15 protein-coding genes are annotated in these 15,697 nt (G+C 68.4%); 10 read left to right on the forward strand and 5 right to left on the reverse strand.

What is annotated here, in order from left to right; genetic code table 11:
* Positions 1-15 precede the first annotated feature (15 nt).
* From GGR33_RS06880 to sorB, 3 genes are read left to right on the forward strand one after another with little or no spacing between them, the layout of a single operon-like run.
* A complete protein-coding gene (locus GGR33_RS06880) occupies positions 16-1,086 on the forward strand; it encodes a YeiH family protein (RefSeq protein ID WP_425488752.1) in 1,071 nt (356 codons plus the stop codon).
* A 60-nt stretch (positions 1,087-1,146) separates the two neighbouring features.
* On the forward strand, positions 1,147-2,352 hold the full coding sequence (gene sorA / locus GGR33_RS06885) for a SorA family sulfite dehydrogenase catalytic subunit (protein WP_183503192.1): 1,206 nt from the start codon (positions 1,147-1,149) through the stop codon (positions 2,350-2,352).
* A 33-nt stretch (positions 2,353-2,385) separates the two neighbouring features.
* Positions 2,386-2,694 (forward strand): SorB family sulfite dehydrogenase c-type cytochrome subunit, encoded by a 309-nt coding sequence (gene sorB, locus GGR33_RS06890; RefSeq protein ID WP_246412877.1) that lies wholly within the window; start codon positions 2,386-2,388, stop codon positions 2,692-2,694.
* Positions 2,695-2,804: 110 nt separating this feature from the next.
* Here sorB and GGR33_RS06895 read toward each other — a convergent pair whose 3' ends face one another.
* Entirely contained in the window at positions 2,805-3,668 is an 864-nt protein-coding gene (locus GGR33_RS06895) for an NAD(P)H-binding protein (protein WP_183503599.1), read from the reverse strand.
* A gap of 111 nt (positions 3,669-3,779) precedes the next feature.
* On the opposite strand from GGR33_RS06895, the gene GGR33_RS06900 reads away from it, so the two are divergent.
* On the forward strand, positions 3,780-4,712 hold the full coding sequence (locus tag GGR33_RS06900) for a LysR family transcriptional regulator (protein ID WP_284211053.1): 933 nt from the start codon (positions 3,780-3,782) through the stop codon (positions 4,710-4,712).
* A 21-nt stretch (positions 4,713-4,733) separates the two neighbouring features.
* Here GGR33_RS06900 and xsc read toward each other — a convergent pair whose 3' ends face one another.
* The gene (gene xsc, locus GGR33_RS06905) at positions 4,734-6,509 is read right to left on the reverse strand and encodes a sulfoacetaldehyde acetyltransferase (protein ID WP_183503198.1); all 1,776 of its coding nucleotides are present in this window, start codon (positions 6,507-6,509) and stop codon (positions 4,734-4,736) included.
* Positions 6,510-6,730: 221 nt separating this feature from the next.
* On the opposite strand from xsc, the gene GGR33_RS06910 reads away from it, so the two are divergent.
* The 5 genes from GGR33_RS06910 to GGR33_RS06930 all read left to right on the forward strand — a co-directional run bounded on the left by GGR33_RS06910 (position 6,731) and on the right by GGR33_RS06930 (position 11,441).
* The gene (locus GGR33_RS06910) at positions 6,731-7,492 is read left to right on the forward strand and encodes an IclR family transcriptional regulator (protein WP_246412878.1); all 762 of its coding nucleotides are present in this window, start codon (positions 6,731-6,733) and stop codon (positions 7,490-7,492) included.
* A 37-nt stretch (positions 7,493-7,529) separates the two neighbouring features.
* On the forward strand, positions 7,530-8,696 hold the full coding sequence (locus tag GGR33_RS06915; protein ID WP_183503202.1) for an acetate/propionate family kinase: 1,167 nt from the start codon (positions 7,530-7,532) through the stop codon (positions 8,694-8,696).
* Positions 8,697-9,011: 315 nt separating this feature from the next.
* Entirely contained in the window at positions 9,012-9,641 is a 630-nt protein-coding gene (locus tag GGR33_RS06920) for a 2,3-bisphosphoglycerate-dependent phosphoglycerate mutase (protein ID WP_183503204.1), read from the forward strand.
* A gap of 29 nt (positions 9,642-9,670) precedes the next feature.
* Positions 9,671-10,336, forward strand: a complete 666-nt coding sequence (locus GGR33_RS06925) for an alpha-ketoglutarate-dependent dioxygenase AlkB (RefSeq protein WP_246412879.1) — start codon at positions 9,671-9,673, stop codon at positions 10,334-10,336.
* Positions 10,337-10,409: 73 nt separating this feature from the next.
* Positions 10,410-11,441, forward strand: a complete 1,032-nt coding sequence (locus GGR33_RS06930) for a hypothetical protein (RefSeq protein WP_183503206.1) — start codon at positions 10,410-10,412, stop codon at positions 11,439-11,441.
* 3 nt (positions 11,442-11,444) lie between these two features.
* On the opposite strand, the gene GGR33_RS06935 is transcribed toward GGR33_RS06930, so the two are convergent.
* From GGR33_RS06935 to GGR33_RS06945, 3 genes are all read right to left on the reverse strand, one after another.
* Positions 11,445-13,739, reverse strand: a complete 2,295-nt coding sequence (locus GGR33_RS06935; RefSeq protein WP_183503208.1) for a DUF3772 domain-containing protein — start codon at positions 13,737-13,739, stop codon at positions 11,445-11,447.
* A 100-nt stretch (positions 13,740-13,839) separates the two neighbouring features.
* Positions 13,840-14,349, reverse strand: coding sequence for an OsmC family protein (locus GGR33_RS06940; RefSeq protein ID WP_183503209.1), 510 nt, complete (start codon positions 14,347-14,349; stop codon positions 13,840-13,842).
* A gap of 64 nt (positions 14,350-14,413) precedes the next feature.
* Positions 14,414-15,199, reverse strand: a complete 786-nt coding sequence (locus tag GGR33_RS06945; protein ID WP_183503211.1) for an ABC transporter ATP-binding protein — start codon at positions 15,197-15,199, stop codon at positions 14,414-14,416.
* A 127-nt stretch (positions 15,200-15,326) separates the two neighbouring features.
* Here GGR33_RS06945 and GGR33_RS06950 point away from each other — a divergent pair, with 127 nt between their 5' ends.
* Positions 15,327-15,611 carry a hypothetical protein gene (locus GGR33_RS06950; protein WP_183503213.1) on the forward strand — a complete coding sequence of 95 codons (285 nt, stop codon included), beginning with the start codon at positions 15,327-15,329 and terminating at the stop codon, positions 15,609-15,611.
* Positions 15,612-15,697: the final 86 nt, after the last annotated feature.

The raw sequence follows: 15,697 nt of genomic DNA on the forward strand, positions 1-15,697 counted from the left end.
CGGAGAGTGACGATGCTGCAGGACAACCGTTTCGTGACGCCGCCCAAAACGAACCCGGTCATCGCGCGCCTGACCTCTCTGGCGCCGGGGATTCTGCTCTGCATCGCGGTGACGCTCGTCTCGATCGGCCTTCAGCATGTCGAGGAGGGCGTGTTCGAGCACCCCTATATCGAGGCGCTGGTCATCGCGATCCTGCTCGGCATGGCGATCCGCACCTTCTGGCAACCGAGCCAGATTCTGCGCTCAGGCATCGCCTTCAGCGCCAAACAACTCCTCGAAGTCGCAGTGATGCTGCTCGGCGCCTCGATCAGCTTCGCGGCGATCGTCGCCTCCGGTCCGGTGCTGCTCGCGGCCATCGTCGCCACCGTCATCGTCACCATCGTGGCGAGCTTCACGATCAGCCGCATGCTCGGTCTCGCCGTGCGGATGTCGCTGCTGATCGCCTGCGGCAACTCGATCTGCGGCAACTCGGCCATCGCCGCAGTTGCCCCGGTGATCGGCGCGTCCAGCGACGACATCGCCTCCTCGATCTCCTTCACGGCGATCCTCGGCGTGCTGATGGTGCTCGGTCTGCCGCTCCTGATCCCGCTCCTCGGCCTCGGCGCGAGCCAGTACGGCATCCTCGCGGGCCTGACCGTCTATGCAGTGCCGCAGGTGCTCGCCGCCACCGTTCCGGCGGGCCTCGTCGCGACCCAGATCGGCACCCTGGTGAAGCTCGTGCGCGTGCTGATGCTCGGCCCGGTCGTGGTCGGCCTGTCGCTGCTCGCCCCGCGCTTCAGCGAGACGCAAGGAGTTCCGGCCAAACCCCGCAAGTTCGATCCGTTCAAGCTGGTGCCGTGGTTCATCCTCGGCTTCCTGATTCTCGCGGCCTGCCGTTCCTTCGGGCTGGTGCCGGATATGGCCGTCGGCCCGATCACCAAGGTCGCCGGCTACCTCACCGTGATCTCGATGGCGGCCCTCGGCCTCGGCGTCGACGTGCGGGTGATCGGCCGCGTCGGCGGTCGCGTCACCGCGGCGGTGACGCTCTCGCTCGTCCTGCTCCTCTTGATCAGCCTCGGGCTGATCCACCTGCTTCGGCTCGGCTGAGACAAGTCCGGCCCACGAGACGGCGGCCCCATGAAGGGGCCGTCCGAGAAGGAGGAAACGATGTTGCAACGACGCGATGTACTTCGCGGCGCTGGCTCCGCTTTGCTCGCGACGGCCGCCTTTGGCGGTCGCGCGCGGGCCGCGCCAGCCAGCCAAATCACGCTCCCATTCGGTAATGGCGAGAGGCCGCTCGTCGCCTATCCCGGGAAGCGCCCGCTCATCCAGATGACGAGCCGCCCCCCGCAGCTGGAAACGCCGTTCTCGGTCTTCGACGAGGGCACGATCACCCCGAACGACGCCTTCTTCGTGCGCTACCACCTCGCCGGGGTGCCTACCGAAATCGACCCGGAGAGCTTCCGCCTGGAGATCAAGGGCAAGGTCGACAAGCCGCTCACCCTGTCGCTCGCCGATCTCAGGAAGCTCGACGCGGTGGAGATCACGGCGGTCAACCAGTGCTCGGGCAATTCCCGCGGCTTCTTCGAGCCGCGCGTGGCGGGCGGCGAACTCGCCAACGGCGCCATGGGCTGTGCCCGCTGGAAGGGCGTGCCGCTCAAAGCCGTCCTCGAACAGGCAGGTGTCCAAACCGGCGCCAAACAGGTGATGTTCGAGGGGCTCGATGGGCCGATTCTCGAAAAGACCCCGGACTTCGCCAAGGCGCTCGACATCGATCACGCCCGCGACGGCGAGGTGATGCTGGCCTACGCCATGAACGGCGAGGACCTGCCCTTCCTCAACGGCTTCCCGCTCCGTCTCGTCGTGCCCGGCTATTACGGCACCTACTGGATGAAGCATCTCAACGCGATCACCGTCCTCGACACCACGCTCGAGAACTTCTGGATGAAGACGGCCTATCGCATCCCGGCCAATGCCTGCGCCTGCACCGAGCCCGGCAAGATGCCGACGGCGACAGTTCCGATCAACCGCTTCACTGTGCGTTCCTTCATCACCAACGTGCAGGATGGCGGCAAGGTGAAGGCCGGCGAGACGGCTTTGCGCGGCATCGCCTTCGACGGCGGCTACGGCATCACCGACGTGTTGGTTTCGGGCGACGACGGACGAAGCTGGACGGTGGCCCGGCTCGGCAAGGATCAGGGCCGCTACGCCTTCCGCGGCTGGGAGGCGAGCCTCAAGCTGCCGGCCGGCGAGCACAAGCTGCGCGTCCGCGCCATGAACCGGGTCGGCCAATCGCAGCCACTCGAAGCCTTATGGAATCCGGCCGGCTACATGCGGAACGTCGTCGAGACGACCCGCGTCACGGCGAGCTGAGGGGGGGTAAGCATGACACGATCAGCGAAACGGATGACCCGCCTCGGCGCTGCCGGCCTCGCCCTCTGCGGCGCCTGCCTCTGGATCGGCGCAGCCGGCGCCAAGCCGGTGACCTACGACCTGCCCGAGGACACGGCGCAGCTCCATCCCGGACCCGGCGTCGAGGTGGCCGAGGCGCATTGCCTGACCTGCCACTCGCCGGACTACATCGCCATGCAGCCCGCCAAGAAGGGCCAAGCCTTCTGGACGGCCGAGGTCACCAAGATGATCAAGGCCTATGGTGCGCCGATCGAGGAAGCGGACGCTAAGACAATCGCCGATTATCTGGCGGCGACGTACTGAACCCGGTCGCCGGGCCGGCGCGGGACACTCTGTTCGAGGGTCCATCGCGCCCGTGCCCGGCGACGTGCTCCCACCCCGACTCGGTCGAAGCCTTCGCGCAAAGCGATCGATCAGCGACGGACAACGAGCCGGGCGACGACCTCCGGCAGCTTCGTCATGCCTTTCAGCGAACCGGCCTCGCCTGCCTCGAACTCGATCCAGCCTTCGTTGAAGCCATCGACCATGCGCGCGCGGGGCCCGGGATTGCGGGCGCCCGCCGCCTCGAAACTGGTCTCCCACGCCGACCGCTCGACCGCTTCGGCGCGAACCGGGCGTTCGAGCTGTGCCGAGAAGGCCGCGGCGAGCGCGATCGGCGCGATCCGTTCCGGCCCTTCGAGTTCGACGATGCGCGTTCCCGTCCAGGTCTCGCGCAGGAGATCCGCGCCGAGCCGCCCCACATCGGCCGTCGCGACCATCGGTACCGGCTTGTCGAGGGGCTGCAGATAGCTCGCGATCACGCCCGTCTCCCGGGCTGAGACGACATCCGCGGCCGCGTTCTCCATGAACCAGGCGGCACGCAGGAAGGCGACCGGGATCGGCAGAGGCGCGAGAGTCGCTTCGACGATCCCGAGCTGGGTCAGGAGGTTCGGCTCGCTCGCCTGCGCGCCGATCGTCGAGAGCATCACCACCCTGCCGGGTCGCGCTTTCCCGATGGCCTCCACCAGCGCCACCGCGATGGCACGGACCTCGGGGAATCCCGGTTCCGGATCGAAGAGCGGCGGGATCAGGACGAAGACCCCGGTGCAGCCGGCAAAGGCCGCCGCCAGCGCCTTCACGTCGGTGATGTCCGCCAGGGCAAGCTCGCACCCGCGTGCGACCCAGTCAGCGGCTCTGCCTTCGTCACGCGCGACGATCCGGACGCGCTCGCCGCGCGCTAGCAGACGTTTGACCACCGCGCTTCCGACCTGACCCGTCGCGCCGGTAACAGCATACATCTCGGTGCCCTTGAACGATCTGCTCGTGAGGGGCGGCACTATCGTCCCTGCGGAAGCTGACGCACAGTGCGGCTTTGTCAGATGATCCCTGACTGAAACTCAGGAATGATCGTGAGCTTCGACACGCGTCTGCTCTCCGGGCTCGGAGCCCTCGCCGCCGTGGTGGACAGCGGCAGTTTCGTTCGCGCGGCCGAGCCGCTCGGCATGACGGATTCCGGCGTGAGCCGCGCCGTGTCCCGCCTGGAGGCCCGCGTCGGCATCCGGCTGCTCGATCGGACGACGCGATCGTTGCGCCTGACGGATGAAGGCGCGCGCTTCTACGAACGCGTGGCTCCCCTGCTCGAGGAGATCCAGGAGGCAGCCGCCATGGCGGGGGGCGCCTCGATCTCGGCTCGGGGGCGATTGCGGGTCGATGTCGACGCGTTCCTCGGCCAGACCCTGATCGCGCCGAGACTTCCGGAATTCTTTGCAGCCCATCCCGGCCTGTCGGTCGAGCTGGAGACGCGACGAAGCGTCGGCGACCTCGTTGCGGATGGGATCGATCTCGGGCTACGCTTCGGGCCGCCGACCACTGCCTCGATGGTGTCGCGGAAACTGCTCGACACGCGCGTGCTGACGGTGGCCTCGCCGGATTACCTACGCCGCCACGCTCGTCCAACGGTGCCCGAGGATCTCTCCGGTCATGCCTGCATCATGTTCCGCGACCCGATCGGCGGTCATCCCTTCGAATGGGAGTTTCATCGCGGCACACAGGTTGTCCCGGTGGCTGTCGGCGGGCCACTCATGGTCGGCGATGTCGGAACGATGATTCAGGCATGTCTCGCTGGCGCCGGCATCGCGCAGATGCTGCATCTTTTCGTCGCCGAACACGTCGAGAGCGGACGGCTGGTCGAACTCTTCCCGGAATGGCGCGACGAGACTTTCCCGCTCCATGCCGTCCTGCCTTCGCGCAACTTCGTACCCGCGAAGATCCGTGTCTTCCTCGATTTCGTACTCGGGATCCTCGCGGATGGCGGCCCCCGGATCACTGATCCGAGGACCTGACGTCGATGGGCGGGCGCTGGATCAGGCCGGCCGCTGCGGCTGCATGTCCGCCTTGTCGATCCCGGCAACGACCACGGGCTTTTTCATCGCGTCGCGGCGGAAGGGCTCGCCGAGCTCTTGGTTCAGCATCACCTCGATGAAGGTGGTGACGCCCTGCGCCTGGGCTTCGCCCGCCTGCTGGATCGCTTCGGTGAGCGCGCGCTGCGTGTCGACGCGGACGCCCTTGAAGCCGCAGCCATCGGCGATCTTAGCGTAGCTCAGCTTCGGGTCGAGCTCGGTGCCGACGAAGTTGTTATCGTACCAGAGCGTGGTGTTGCGCTTCTCGGCGCCCCATTGAAAGTTGCGGAAGATCACCATGGTGACCGCCGGCCATTCGTCGCGGCCGATCGAGGTCATCTCGTTCATGGAGATGCCGAAGGCGCCATCGCCCGAAAAGCCGAAGACCGGGACGTCCGGGCAGCCGATCTTGGCGCCGATGATCGAGGGGAAGCCGTAGCCGCAGGGGCCGAACATGCCGGGCGCGAGGTACTTCCGGCCCTGCTCGAAGGTCGGGTAGGCGTTTCCGATGGCGCAGTTGTTGCCGATGTCGGTCGAGACGATCGCATCGCGCGGCATGCCGGCCTGGATCGCGCGCCAGGCCATGCGCGGCGACATCTTGTCGGATTCGCGCTCGCGGGCCTCGGCGTTCCAGCTCGTGCCCTCGTCGTCCTCCTCGTGGTCGATCGAGGACAGGGCCTGGGCCCAGGCCGACTTGGTACGGTGGACGAGGGACTGGCGATCCTCGCGGCCGGCATTGCCCGCGCTCGCCGAGAGCTGTTCGAGCAGCTCCCGCGCGACGTGCTTGGCGTCACCGCAGATGCCCACCGAGATCTTCTTGGTGAGGCCGATCCGGTCAGGGTTGATGTCGACCTGGATGATCTTGGCGTTCTTCGGCCAGTAATCGATGCCGTAGCCCGGCAGGGTCGAGAACGGGTTGAGGCGGGTGCCGAGCGCCAGCACCACGTCGGCCTTGGCGATCAGCTCCATCGCCGCCTTCGAGCCGTTGTAGCCGAGCGGGCCGACGGCGAGCGGATGCGAGCCGGGGAACGAATCGTTGTGCTGGTAGCCGCAGCAGACCGGCGCATCGAGACGCTCGGCCAGCGCGACGGATTCCTGGATCGCGTTGCCGATGACGACGCCGGCGCCGTTCAGGATCACCGGGAACTTGGCATTCGAGAGCAGCTCGGCCGCGTCGGCGATGGCGTGCTTGCCGCCGGTCGGGCGCTCCAGCTGCACGATCTGCGGCAGCTCGATATCGACCTGATGCGTCCAGTAATCGCGCGGGATGTTGATCTGCGCCGGGGCGCAGCCGCGCCAGGCCTTCTCGATCACCCGGTTCAACACCTCGGCGACGCGGGTCGGATCGCGGACCTCTTCCTGGTAGCAGACCATGTCCTCGAACAGGGCCATCTGCTCGACTTCCTGGAAGCCGCCCTGGCCGATGGTCTTGTTGGCCGCCTGCGGCGTGACCAGCAGCATCGGCGTGTGGTTCCAGTAGGCGGTCTTGATCGCGGTGACGAAGCCCGTGACGCCGGGGCCGTTCTGGGCCACCGCCATCGCCATCTTGCCGGTGACGCGGGAATAGCCGTCGGCGATCAGCGCGGCGTTGCTCTCGTGCGCGCAGTCCCAGAAGGTGATGCCTGCCTTCGGAAACAGATCCGAGACCGGCATCATGGCCGAGCCGATGATGCCGAAAGCATGCTCGATCCCGTGCATCTGCAGGACTTTGATGAAGGCTTCTTCCGTCGTCATCCTCATGGCGCGCTCTCCCAAGCCTGGCTCGGCCAAGTCGTTGTCGATTTTTTCAGCTCGGACGGCAGCGTTGCGTCGTGGCGGTCGGGCTGATCCGGGATGAGGCGCGCAAGGCCTGCGGCATCCTCATCTGGGTCGAACCTAACGCCTCGCCACCGCCTCGTGCAACAAAAATCTCGTTTTTTTGCTTTTTTCATTCAGGAATTCGGAATATGAAACGGGAGACCATGGACGAAGCCACCGAATCCTCACCAGCGCTCAAGGCGTTCAGCCTGCTTGAGACCATCGCCGCGATGGATCACGCGCCGACGCTCGCCGAGCTGACGGAAGCGGCGAATCTGCCCAAGCCCACGCTGCACCGCTGGCTGAGCATGCTGGAGGGCGCGGAGCTGCTGCGGCGGATGCCGGACGGCCGGCGCTACGAACTGGCCTCGCGCGCCACTGCGCTCGCCTTCGCGATCCTGTCGAACAATGCCGGCTCGACCCAGCGCCACCAGATTCTGGAGCGCGTCGTGCGCAGCCTCGGCGAATCCTGCAACCTGACGGTGCTGGAGGGCAGCGAGGTCATGTATCTCGACCGCGTCGAGGCGGCGGCTCCGTTGCGCGTCGCCTTCCAGAAGGGCTCGCGCGTGCCGGCCCATGCCTCGGCGAGCGGCAAGCTCTTCCTAGCGATGATGCCGCCGGCCAAGCGCGACCGGCTGATCGGCACGCTGACGCTGGAGCGCTACACCGCCAACACCCTCGCCGACGCCGAGGCGCTGAAGGCCGAGCTCAGTCGGATCAAGCGCGACGGCTACGCCTTCGACGACGAGGAATTCCTGTCCGGCCTGTTCTGCGTGGCCGTTCCGATCTTCGACCAGAACGGCCGCGACTGCCTCGCCGCCCTCGCGCTCCAGGCGCCCGTGGTGCGCGTCTCGCGCGCCAATGCGGCCGAGCGCGTCTCGGCCCTGCGCGAAGCGGCGGAGGCGCTGGCCGTCACGCTGCGATAAGCGCCCGCCAAGGGCGCGCTCACAAGGAGAGACGCCCATGGACGACGCCATTCTCGTGCTCAATGCCGGCTCGTCGAGCGTGAAATTCGCGCTTTTCCGAGCCGAAACACTGGAGCCGCTCTGCCGTGGCGGCATCGAGGGCATCGGCAGCCGGGCGAGCTTCGGGGGCGCCAAGGGTGCCGAAGCGGGTCTGTTCGACGGCGCAGACCTCCCCGAATCGAGCAACCACGAGGTCGCCACGCGCTGGCTGCTCGACGGCATCCGGCGCTCGGATCGCATCACCCTGCAGGCGGCCGGGCACCGCGTCGTCCACGGGGGTCCCGACTTTTCCGCACCCGTGCTGATCGTCAACGCGGTGATGACGGCCCTCGAAGAGCTGATCCCCCTCGCCCCGGCGCACCAGCCCCACAACCTCGCCGCCATCGAGGCCGTGGCGAAGGCGTGGCCCGGCCTCCCGCAGGTCGCCTGTTTCGACACCGCCTTTCACCGGACCATGCCGCGGCTCGCCCAGATCTTCGCGATCCCGCACGAGCTGACCGACCAGGGCCTCGTCCGCTACGGCTTCCACGGCCTTTCCTACCAGCACATCGCCGACGTGCTGCCCAGCATCGCCGGCGAGGCGGCGAAGGGCCGGGTGATCGTCTGTCATCTCGGGCACGGCGCCAGCCTCTGCGCCATGAGTGAAGGCCGCAGCATCGCCACCACCATGGGCTTCACCGCCCTCGACGGCCTCGTGATGGGCATGCGCTGCGGCGCCATCGATGCCGGCCTCGTGCTGCACCTGATCGAGCAGCGCGGCATGGCCCCGGCTGAGGTCTCCGAAATCCTGAACCGCCGCTCGGGCCTGCTCGGCGTCTCCGGCATCAGCAACGACGCGCGTACGCTGCTCGCCAGTGACGACCCGCGCGCGAAGGAGGCGTTGGACCTTTTTTCTTACCGCGTCGTGCGCGAGGCCGGCTCGCTGATGGCGGCTTTGGGCGGACTCGACGCCTTGGTCTTCACCGCGGGGATCGGAGAACATTCGGCGCCTATCCGCTCGGCGATTTGCCGAGCCCTCGGTTGGGCCGGGGTGGAGCTTGACGAGTCCCGCAACGCGACGAATGCGATGCGCATCAGCGACGACGCGGCGCGAGTTCCGGTGTACGTCGTCCCCGCTGATGAGGAGCGGCCCATCGCTCGAGCAGTGCTCCAGAGAATGTCTTGATTCGCCGGCGGCTGTTGAATCGAGAGCGACGTGCCACGGCGATCGCCTTGAACCATCCGCTTGCCGGTACTCCAGACCACGATGTTACGTCGCCTGCAGCCGCTCGTGAGTGGGTAACGAGTGGGAGCCGCCGCCCCGATGCCATCGGGCCGGATGCGGCTCCAGCCGGTTACGATAGACCAAAGTCGCAAGGCATCCGCCGCGCCAGCGCTTGGGAGCAGGCACGGCCTCTGCTAGGGACCCGGCCATCATGGCGCGTTCAGGCGTGCGCCTCTATCTGCCTGGAAAAGCCAGCCTGTCCGGAGTCCCCCGTCCATGGAGCGCCTGCTCGTCCTCGCTCGCCACGGCCAGAGCGAGTGGAATCTCAAGAACCTTTTCACTGGCTGGCGCGACCCCGACCTGACCGAGAAGGGCGTCGAGGAGGCCCGCAAGGCCGGCATCTGGCTCAAGGGCCAGGGCTACGCGTTCGACGTGGCCTTCACGTCGAATCTCGGCCGCGCCCAGCGCACCTGCGCCCTGATGCTCGAAGAGATGGGCCAGACCGGCCTCGAAACGATCCGGGCCGAGGCCCTGAACGAGCGCGATTACGGCGACCTCGCCGGCTTGAATAAGGACGACGCCCGCCAGCGCTGGGGCGACGAGCAGGTCCGGCTGTGGCGCCGCTCCTACGACGTGCCGCCCCCCGGCGGCGAGAGCCTCAAGGACACCGTCGCGCGCGTCCTGCCCTTCTACATCCAGGCGATCCTGCCGCAGGTACTGGCCGGCAAGCGGGTCCTCGTCGCCGCGCACGGAAATTCCCTGCGGGCGCTGGTCATGGTGCTCGACGGCATGACCACCCAGACCATCGCGGGCCTCGAGATCGCGACGGGCGTGCCGCTGGTCTACCACCTCAAGGCCAACGCCACGGTCGAGGCCAAGACCAGCCTCGACAAGGACATCGACTGATCGCGGCCGCCATCACGCTGGCGCCGGGGTTGATTCACTACCCCGGCTGGCTCGACGCGCAGGCGCGCCTCTCACTCGCCACGGCGCTGGCCGCGGCTCTCGACAGCGCGCCGCCCTACACGCCGCGGATGCCGCGCACCGGCAAGCCGTTCTCGGTACGCATGACGAACTGCGGGCCGCTCGGCTGGGTCTCCGGCCGGGACGGCTACCGCTACCAGCCCAACCACCCCGAGACCGGGGCGCGCTGGCCAGCGATCCCGGAGACGGCGCTGGAGGCATGGGACGCTCTCGGCGGGTACACTGCGCCGCCCGAAGCCTGCCTGGTGAACCTCTATGATCCCGGCACCCGCATGGGCCTCCATCAGGATCGCGACGAAGAGGACCTCGCCGCGCCCGTGGTCTCGCTATCGCTCGGGGCGACGGCCCTGTTTCGCTACGGCGGCCTGAAGCGCAGCGATCCGACCCGCTCGATCCGCCTCGCCAGCGGCGATGCCTTGGTGATGGGCGGCGCATCCCGGCTGGTCCATCACGGCGTCGACCGCCTGATCGACGAGCCGCCGCAGCTGTTCGCCGGCGATCGCTCGGCCGGGGACGGCCGGCTCGACGACGTCCTGCGCCATTTCCTGGCCGCCGGCGGCCGCTGCAACCTCACGCTCCGCCGTGTGACGCAGCCGCGGGACCGGCCCGGCGCTTGACAGCGGACGGATGCAGGCGGACCCATCGCGGGTGAGTGCCCGCCCGTCCGGGCCTTTCGGAGACACGATCCCGATGCCGTTGCGTCCCGCCCTCCGCCGTCTCGCCGTTCTCGGCCTGCTCCTCGGCGGCCTGTCCTCGCCACTCTTCGACGCCGCGAGTGCACACGCCGACACGCCGGTCTTTCCGTCGAGTTCGCGCTTCGGGTTCCAGCCCCCCTCCGACATGGCGCCCTCGAAGCGCTTCATGGGCTTCGAGCGGCTCGAAGGCGGCGCCATGGTTTCGGTGGTCGAGCTGCCGGGCGGCGCCTACGGCGAGATCGAGAAGAGCTTTACCGACGACAACCTGAAGAGCCAGGGCTTCGCGGTGGAATCGCGCGAGACGGTGAAGGTGAGCGGCGGCCTCGAAGCGACGTTGCTGGTCGGCGGCCAGTCGCCGCCGCCCGCCCCTCCCGCCGACGGATCCGGCGGCGCCGCGCCCGACGCGCCGGCCCTCCCCGCCGACCTGCCGACCGTCAGGAAGTGGCTTCTGCTCGTGAACGGTCCGGACGTGACCGGGATCGTCGTCGCGCAGATGACGCCCGGCGCCGAGACCGACGAGACCATGAAGGGCATGCTGCTGGGCGTGACCCTGCGGCCGGCTCTGACCCTCGACCAGCAGGTCGAGGCCCTGCCCTTCCGCATCAACGATCTCGCCGGGTTCCGGCCTGTCCGGGCGCTCGCCGGCAACTCGCTGCTGCTGACCCGCGGTGCGAGCGACCAGCCGACGAACCTGGAGCAGCCGATCCTGGTCCTGGCCCAGGCCGTGCAGCAGCCCCCAACGGCCGAGCAGCGCGACGCCTTCGCCCGCGCCGCGCTCTACTCGAACCAGACGATGAAGGACTTCATGATCGAGCGGTCGCAGAGCTACCGCCAGAACGGCATCGACTGGCACGAGATCGTCGCCCGCGCCAACGACATCCCCACCGGCCAGGCCGTGGTGATCACCCAGACCATCCGCTTCGCCCCGGACGGCTACCTGCGCTCGCTCGGCGTGGTCCGCGCGGACCAGCGCGACCAGACGCTGGCCCTGTTCCGGCAGGTGGTGGACAGCGTGCAGCTCAGGTGAGGCTCACGCCACTGCCGGCGCGGCCAGCTTGATCCCGGCCTTGCGGAACAGCGCCAGCCAGACGCCATTGAGTTCGCTGCGCGTCGCATCGCTCGCGCCGCCATCGACGAGGAAGCAGCGCGCCTCGTATTCCAGGCCGGTCTCGCCGAGCTTGACCAGCAGGATGGTCGGCTCCGGGGTCGCCGCGACGTTGGGGTGACGCCGGGCAACTCCGATCACGATGTCCTGCAGCACCTGCCCGTCGACGTCGCGATCGAGCACCATCGGCACGCGCAGGCGCTGGGTGTCGTCGGTCAGCGTCTTGTTGCGCACGATCGAGGTGATCAGGTCGGTGTTCGGCACGATGAGATCGGTGCGGTCGCCGGTGGCGATCAGGGTCGAGCGCACGCTGATCCGTTTCACGCGGCCCTCCTCGCCTTTCACCGTGACGAGATCGCCGACGCGGATCGGGCGCTCCGCCAGCACGATCAGTCCCGAGACGAAGTTCGAGACGATGCTCTGCAGGCCGAAGCCGATGCCGACGGAGAGCGCGCCGGCGATCACGGTGAGGCTCTGTGGGTTCACGCCGAGCTGGCCCAGCGCCAGGATCAGCGTCAGGGCGAGGCCGCCATAGCCGACAACCGTGATGATCGAGTAGCGCGCGCCGGCATCGAGACGGGTCTGAGGCAGCAGTTGGCGGTCGAGCCAGCCGGTGGCGATCCGGGTTCCGGCAACGCCGACGAAGAAGGTCAGGCAGGCGAAACCCGCCGAGCCGAGCAGGTTGCGGAGCTCGCTCAGGTTGAACCCGAGGAAGGCGTCCTGGAACGGGTTCATCTCGCCGTATTCGAGATGCCATGGCCCGACCAGGACGAAGGCCAGGGCGACCAGCACCATGAGCCGCAGCAGGCCGGACAGCCCGATCGAGACGATCGCCAAGGTCTCCGGCGACACGGCGAGCGTGCGGCAGAGCCGTTGCAGCCGTGGAGCGGCCGCGACCTCTGCAGCCGAGACGAACAGGGCATCGATGCAGATCAGCAGGAGCCACGCGAAGGCAGCGAGCACCGCCGTGACGATGAAGCGCCCCATGACGAAGGCGCCCAGTGAGGTGAAGCCTGCGATCACGCAGAGCAGGCAGAACCCCGCGATGATCCACGCGAACGGCGTCAGCCAGACGAAGCCGCGCACCGCGATCCCGGCCGGCGTCGCGTCGGCATCGTCATCCGCCCGCGCGAGACCGGCGAGCCCCAGGATCATCAGCGTGATGCAGGCGAGCACCATCAGAACGGTGCTGAACTCGCTCAGGATCACCATGAAATGGACGATGCCCGCGAAGCTCGAGAATACGATCTCCGTCGCGAAGACCAGGATCATCGCCGTGCCGGTGCGGTAGACGACGAGCGCGGCGGACTGGCTGACGGAGACCAGGCGCAGCCGCGGATCGTGTGGCGACATCACTGCGCTCAAGATCCCGCTGCCCAGCAGGACCCCGACCACCGCGAGGACCAGGGTTTTCAGGAACCCGTCGAACTGCGGGGGTGCGAAATCGAGCTCCTCGTTGACGAAGGCAAGCAGGCTTAAGGCGAGCGGAATCGGGATCGTCCCGAAGGCGAGTTCCAAGAGGGCGCCGATTGCGGCGGCGCGCCGTGGCGCGACCCCGCTGAAGACGGCGAAACGGCGCCACCGGGCGAGCAGGCGATGGCTGATCCGGCGTAGGATCAGGATTCCCGCCAGCAACCCGGCCGCGACGATGACCATGATGACGACGTCGGTGGTCGCCTCGTTCTCGTCGACATGCGACCGCCAGCTCTCGGCGAAGGTCCGCATCTTGTCGCCGATGAGCGGCAGCCCCTTCTGGATCAGCTCGCTCCAGAAGGTCGGCGAGAGCGGGCTGAGGCTGTAGGAAAACAGATGGCCGGAAAACAGCTTGCGCCGAAGCTCGGTGATGGTGTTCCAGGCGGCCTCGGCGTCGCGCGCCAGCCGGGTATCCTCGCGGAACTGCGCCTCGGCCTCGGCCACGAGGCCGTCAGCGCCGGCGACGCCATTGGCGGCCTGCTGCTTGACCTCGTCGCGGGTCGCTTCGCTCTCGCTCCGCAGCGCGCGGGCTTCGGCGATGAGCCCCTCGGCACGATCGCGCAGAACGAGCAGGCCCTTGAAGTCGTTGCTGCGCGACGGGATCGCCGCTTCGAGCGACCCAATCGCCGTACGAAGCTCGCTGCGCCGCATGTCCGGCTGCTGTGCCTCGGCGCGGTCACTCCAGCTCGTCAGGCCGAGCAAAAGCGCGAACGCCAGGAGGAGGCGGTTCAGGGAGCGAGCGGTCATGATCGGGGGAGCGACGCGGAACGGGGATCATGCTGATGCCACCAGGACCGGCGGCATCAACTGATCAGGCATCAATCCCCTGTTGAAATCGGCAGTAAACTCAGCCGCGTGTCTGCGTGACCGCCAGCTCCGGCTTGTGGTTCAAGGTCTGGAACACGACGCAGTAGCGCTCGGTGAGCTTGAGGAGCTGGTCGAGCTTGTCCTGAGGCGCGTCGGTGTCGAGGGCGAAGCTCAGGCGGATGGCGCGAAAACCGACCGGGGCGGTCTTGTCGACGCCGAGCGTGCCGCGGAAGTCGAGGTCGCCCTCGGCGCTGACCGTGCCGGCGCGAAGCGGGATCTCCAGCGCGGTCGCTACGGCCTTCACCGTCACGCCGGCGCAGGCGACGAGGGCCTCCAGCAGCATGTCGCCCGAGCATAGCTCCAGGCCCGAGCCGCCGGTCGCCGGATGCAGGCCCGCCACCGCCAGCGCGCGGCCGGTCTCGACCTTGCAGGCGATGGAGGTGTCGTCGAGGGTGCCCTTGGCCTTGAGCGTGATCACCGCCGAATCCGGCGCCTCGCGATACTGGTTCTTGAGCGGGGCCTGCATCTCGCGCAGCGCGTTGGCGTCCATCGGGCGTATCCTCGTTTTCGACTTCGATTGTTCGACGGGTGCGACGTAACCCAGTCGCAAGCGCTCAGAAAGACCCGCCGCCCGCGAAGGCTTCGACGACCTTCGGCCGCGTCTCGATGGGGCGCAGGGAGCGGTCGAGGGCCGCGAGGATGTTGCGGGTCGCGGCCTCGCTGCCCGGCGAGGTGGGATCGCGCGGGCGCGCCATCGGCAGGGCGAGGGTCTCGTCGAGGCGTCCGGGTTTCGGGCGCATCACCACGGCGCGGTCGGCCAGCGTCACCGCCTCGGCCACGTCGTGGGTGACGATGAGCACCGTCGGCCGGACCTCTTCCCAGAGCCCGAGCAGGTGGCGGTGCAGGTCCTTGCGGGTGAAGGCATCGAGCGCCGAGAACGGCTCGTCGAGGAGCAGCACGCGGGGGCTCGCCACGAAGGCGCGGGCGATCGAGACGCGCTGCTGCTGCCCGCCGGAGAGTTCGCGCGGCCAGCGCCGGCCGTGCTCGGACAGGCCGACCCGGTCGAGCGCATGGGCGACGCGCTCCTGCCGCTCCCGGCGTGGCCGGTCGGCGAGGCCGAAGCCGACGTTGTCGGCGACGTCGAGCCAGGGCAGCAGCCGCGGCTCCTGGAACACCAGCCCGACACCGGGATGCGGGCGGGTGATGGCTTCGCCGTCGAGGCTGATCCGGCCCATGCTCGGCGTATCGAGCCCGGCGATGAGGCGCAGCAAGGTGGTCTTGCCGCAGCCCGAACCGCCGATCAGCGCGAGGATCTCGCCGGCCGCGACCTGCAGGTCGATGCGGTCGAGGGCGTGCGTGCCGTCGGCATAGGTCTTGGAGAGGGAGTCGAGGCTGAGCATGGCCGAGCCCCGATAGCATGGCTCGCGCAGGCCGCGCATGGGATTCCCCGCGGCCTGTCGCCGGCATGCCATAGGGACGCCACCCGCCCGGTGTTACGGAGCGGCATCTCTTCGCCGGAACCGGGCCGTGACCGTGATTCTCCGTGGCCTCCTGCTGTCGGCTCTCCTCGCCGGCTCCGCCTCCGCCGCCGACCTGCACGAGCGGAGCGTGCGCACCGGCCGATTCCTTGCGACCTGCGAAGACCTCGGCCAGTTCTGCTTCGCCGATGGCTGCGGCGGCAACCAGATCGACGCGGCGCTGAACTGCCGGGCGGCCTGCCCGAGCGCGGTGATCCTCAGCGTGGTGCCGGCCGCGTGCCCGCTGCCGCCGCGGGATGGGAGCGTGCGGGTTAGGTTGCGGTCGAAGGGGTAAGAAGCCAGCGCCCTGCAGGAGCGGCGGCCGTGCTTCTAGGCCGCTTCGCGGCACCTCAGCATGAGGATCGTTAGTGACCGGCAGTC

Origin of the sequence: Methylobacterium brachythecii, assembly GCF_014196345.1 — a bacterium.
GTDB classification, from domain to species: domain Bacteria; phylum Pseudomonadota; class Alphaproteobacteria; order Rhizobiales; family Beijerinckiaceae; genus Methylobacterium; species Methylobacterium brachythecii.

Excerpts from the sequence above, each read along its gene's own strand:
- sorA (WP_183503192.1), top strand. The coding sequence starts at position 1,147 with ATGTTGCAACGACGCGATGTACTTCGCGGCGCTGGCTCCGCTTTGCTC.
- sorB (WP_246412877.1), top strand. The coding sequence starts at position 2,386 with ATGACCCGCCTCGGCGCTGCCGGCCTCGCCCTCTGCGGCGCCTGCCTC.
- GGR33_RS06895 (WP_183503599.1), bottom strand. The coding sequence starts at position 3,668 with ATGTATGCTGTTACCGGCGCGACGGGTCAGGTCGGAAGCGCGGTGGTC.
- xsc (WP_183503198.1), bottom strand. The coding sequence starts at position 6,509 with ATGAGGATGACGACGGAAGAAGCCTTCATCAAAGTCCTGCAGATGCAC.
- GGR33_RS06910 (WP_246412878.1), top strand. The coding sequence starts at position 6,731 with ATGGACGAAGCCACCGAATCCTCACCAGCGCTCAAGGCGTTCAGCCTG.
- GGR33_RS06915 (WP_183503202.1), top strand. The coding sequence starts at position 7,530 with ATGGACGACGCCATTCTCGTGCTCAATGCCGGCTCGTCGAGCGTGAAA.
- GGR33_RS06920 (WP_183503204.1), top strand. The coding sequence starts at position 9,012 with ATGGAGCGCCTGCTCGTCCTCGCTCGCCACGGCCAGAGCGAGTGGAAT.
- GGR33_RS06930 (WP_183503206.1), top strand. The coding sequence starts at position 10,410 with ATGCCGTTGCGTCCCGCCCTCCGCCGTCTCGCCGTTCTCGGCCTGCTC.
- GGR33_RS06935 (WP_183503208.1), bottom strand. The coding sequence starts at position 13,739 with ATGACCGCTCGCTCCCTGAACCGCCTCCTCCTGGCGTTCGCGCTTTTG.
- GGR33_RS06940 (WP_183503209.1), bottom strand. The coding sequence starts at position 14,349 with ATGGACGCCAACGCGCTGCGCGAGATGCAGGCCCCGCTCAAGAACCAG.
- GGR33_RS06945 (WP_183503211.1), bottom strand. The coding sequence starts at position 15,199 with ATGCTCAGCCTCGACTCCCTCTCCAAGACCTATGCCGACGGCACGCAC.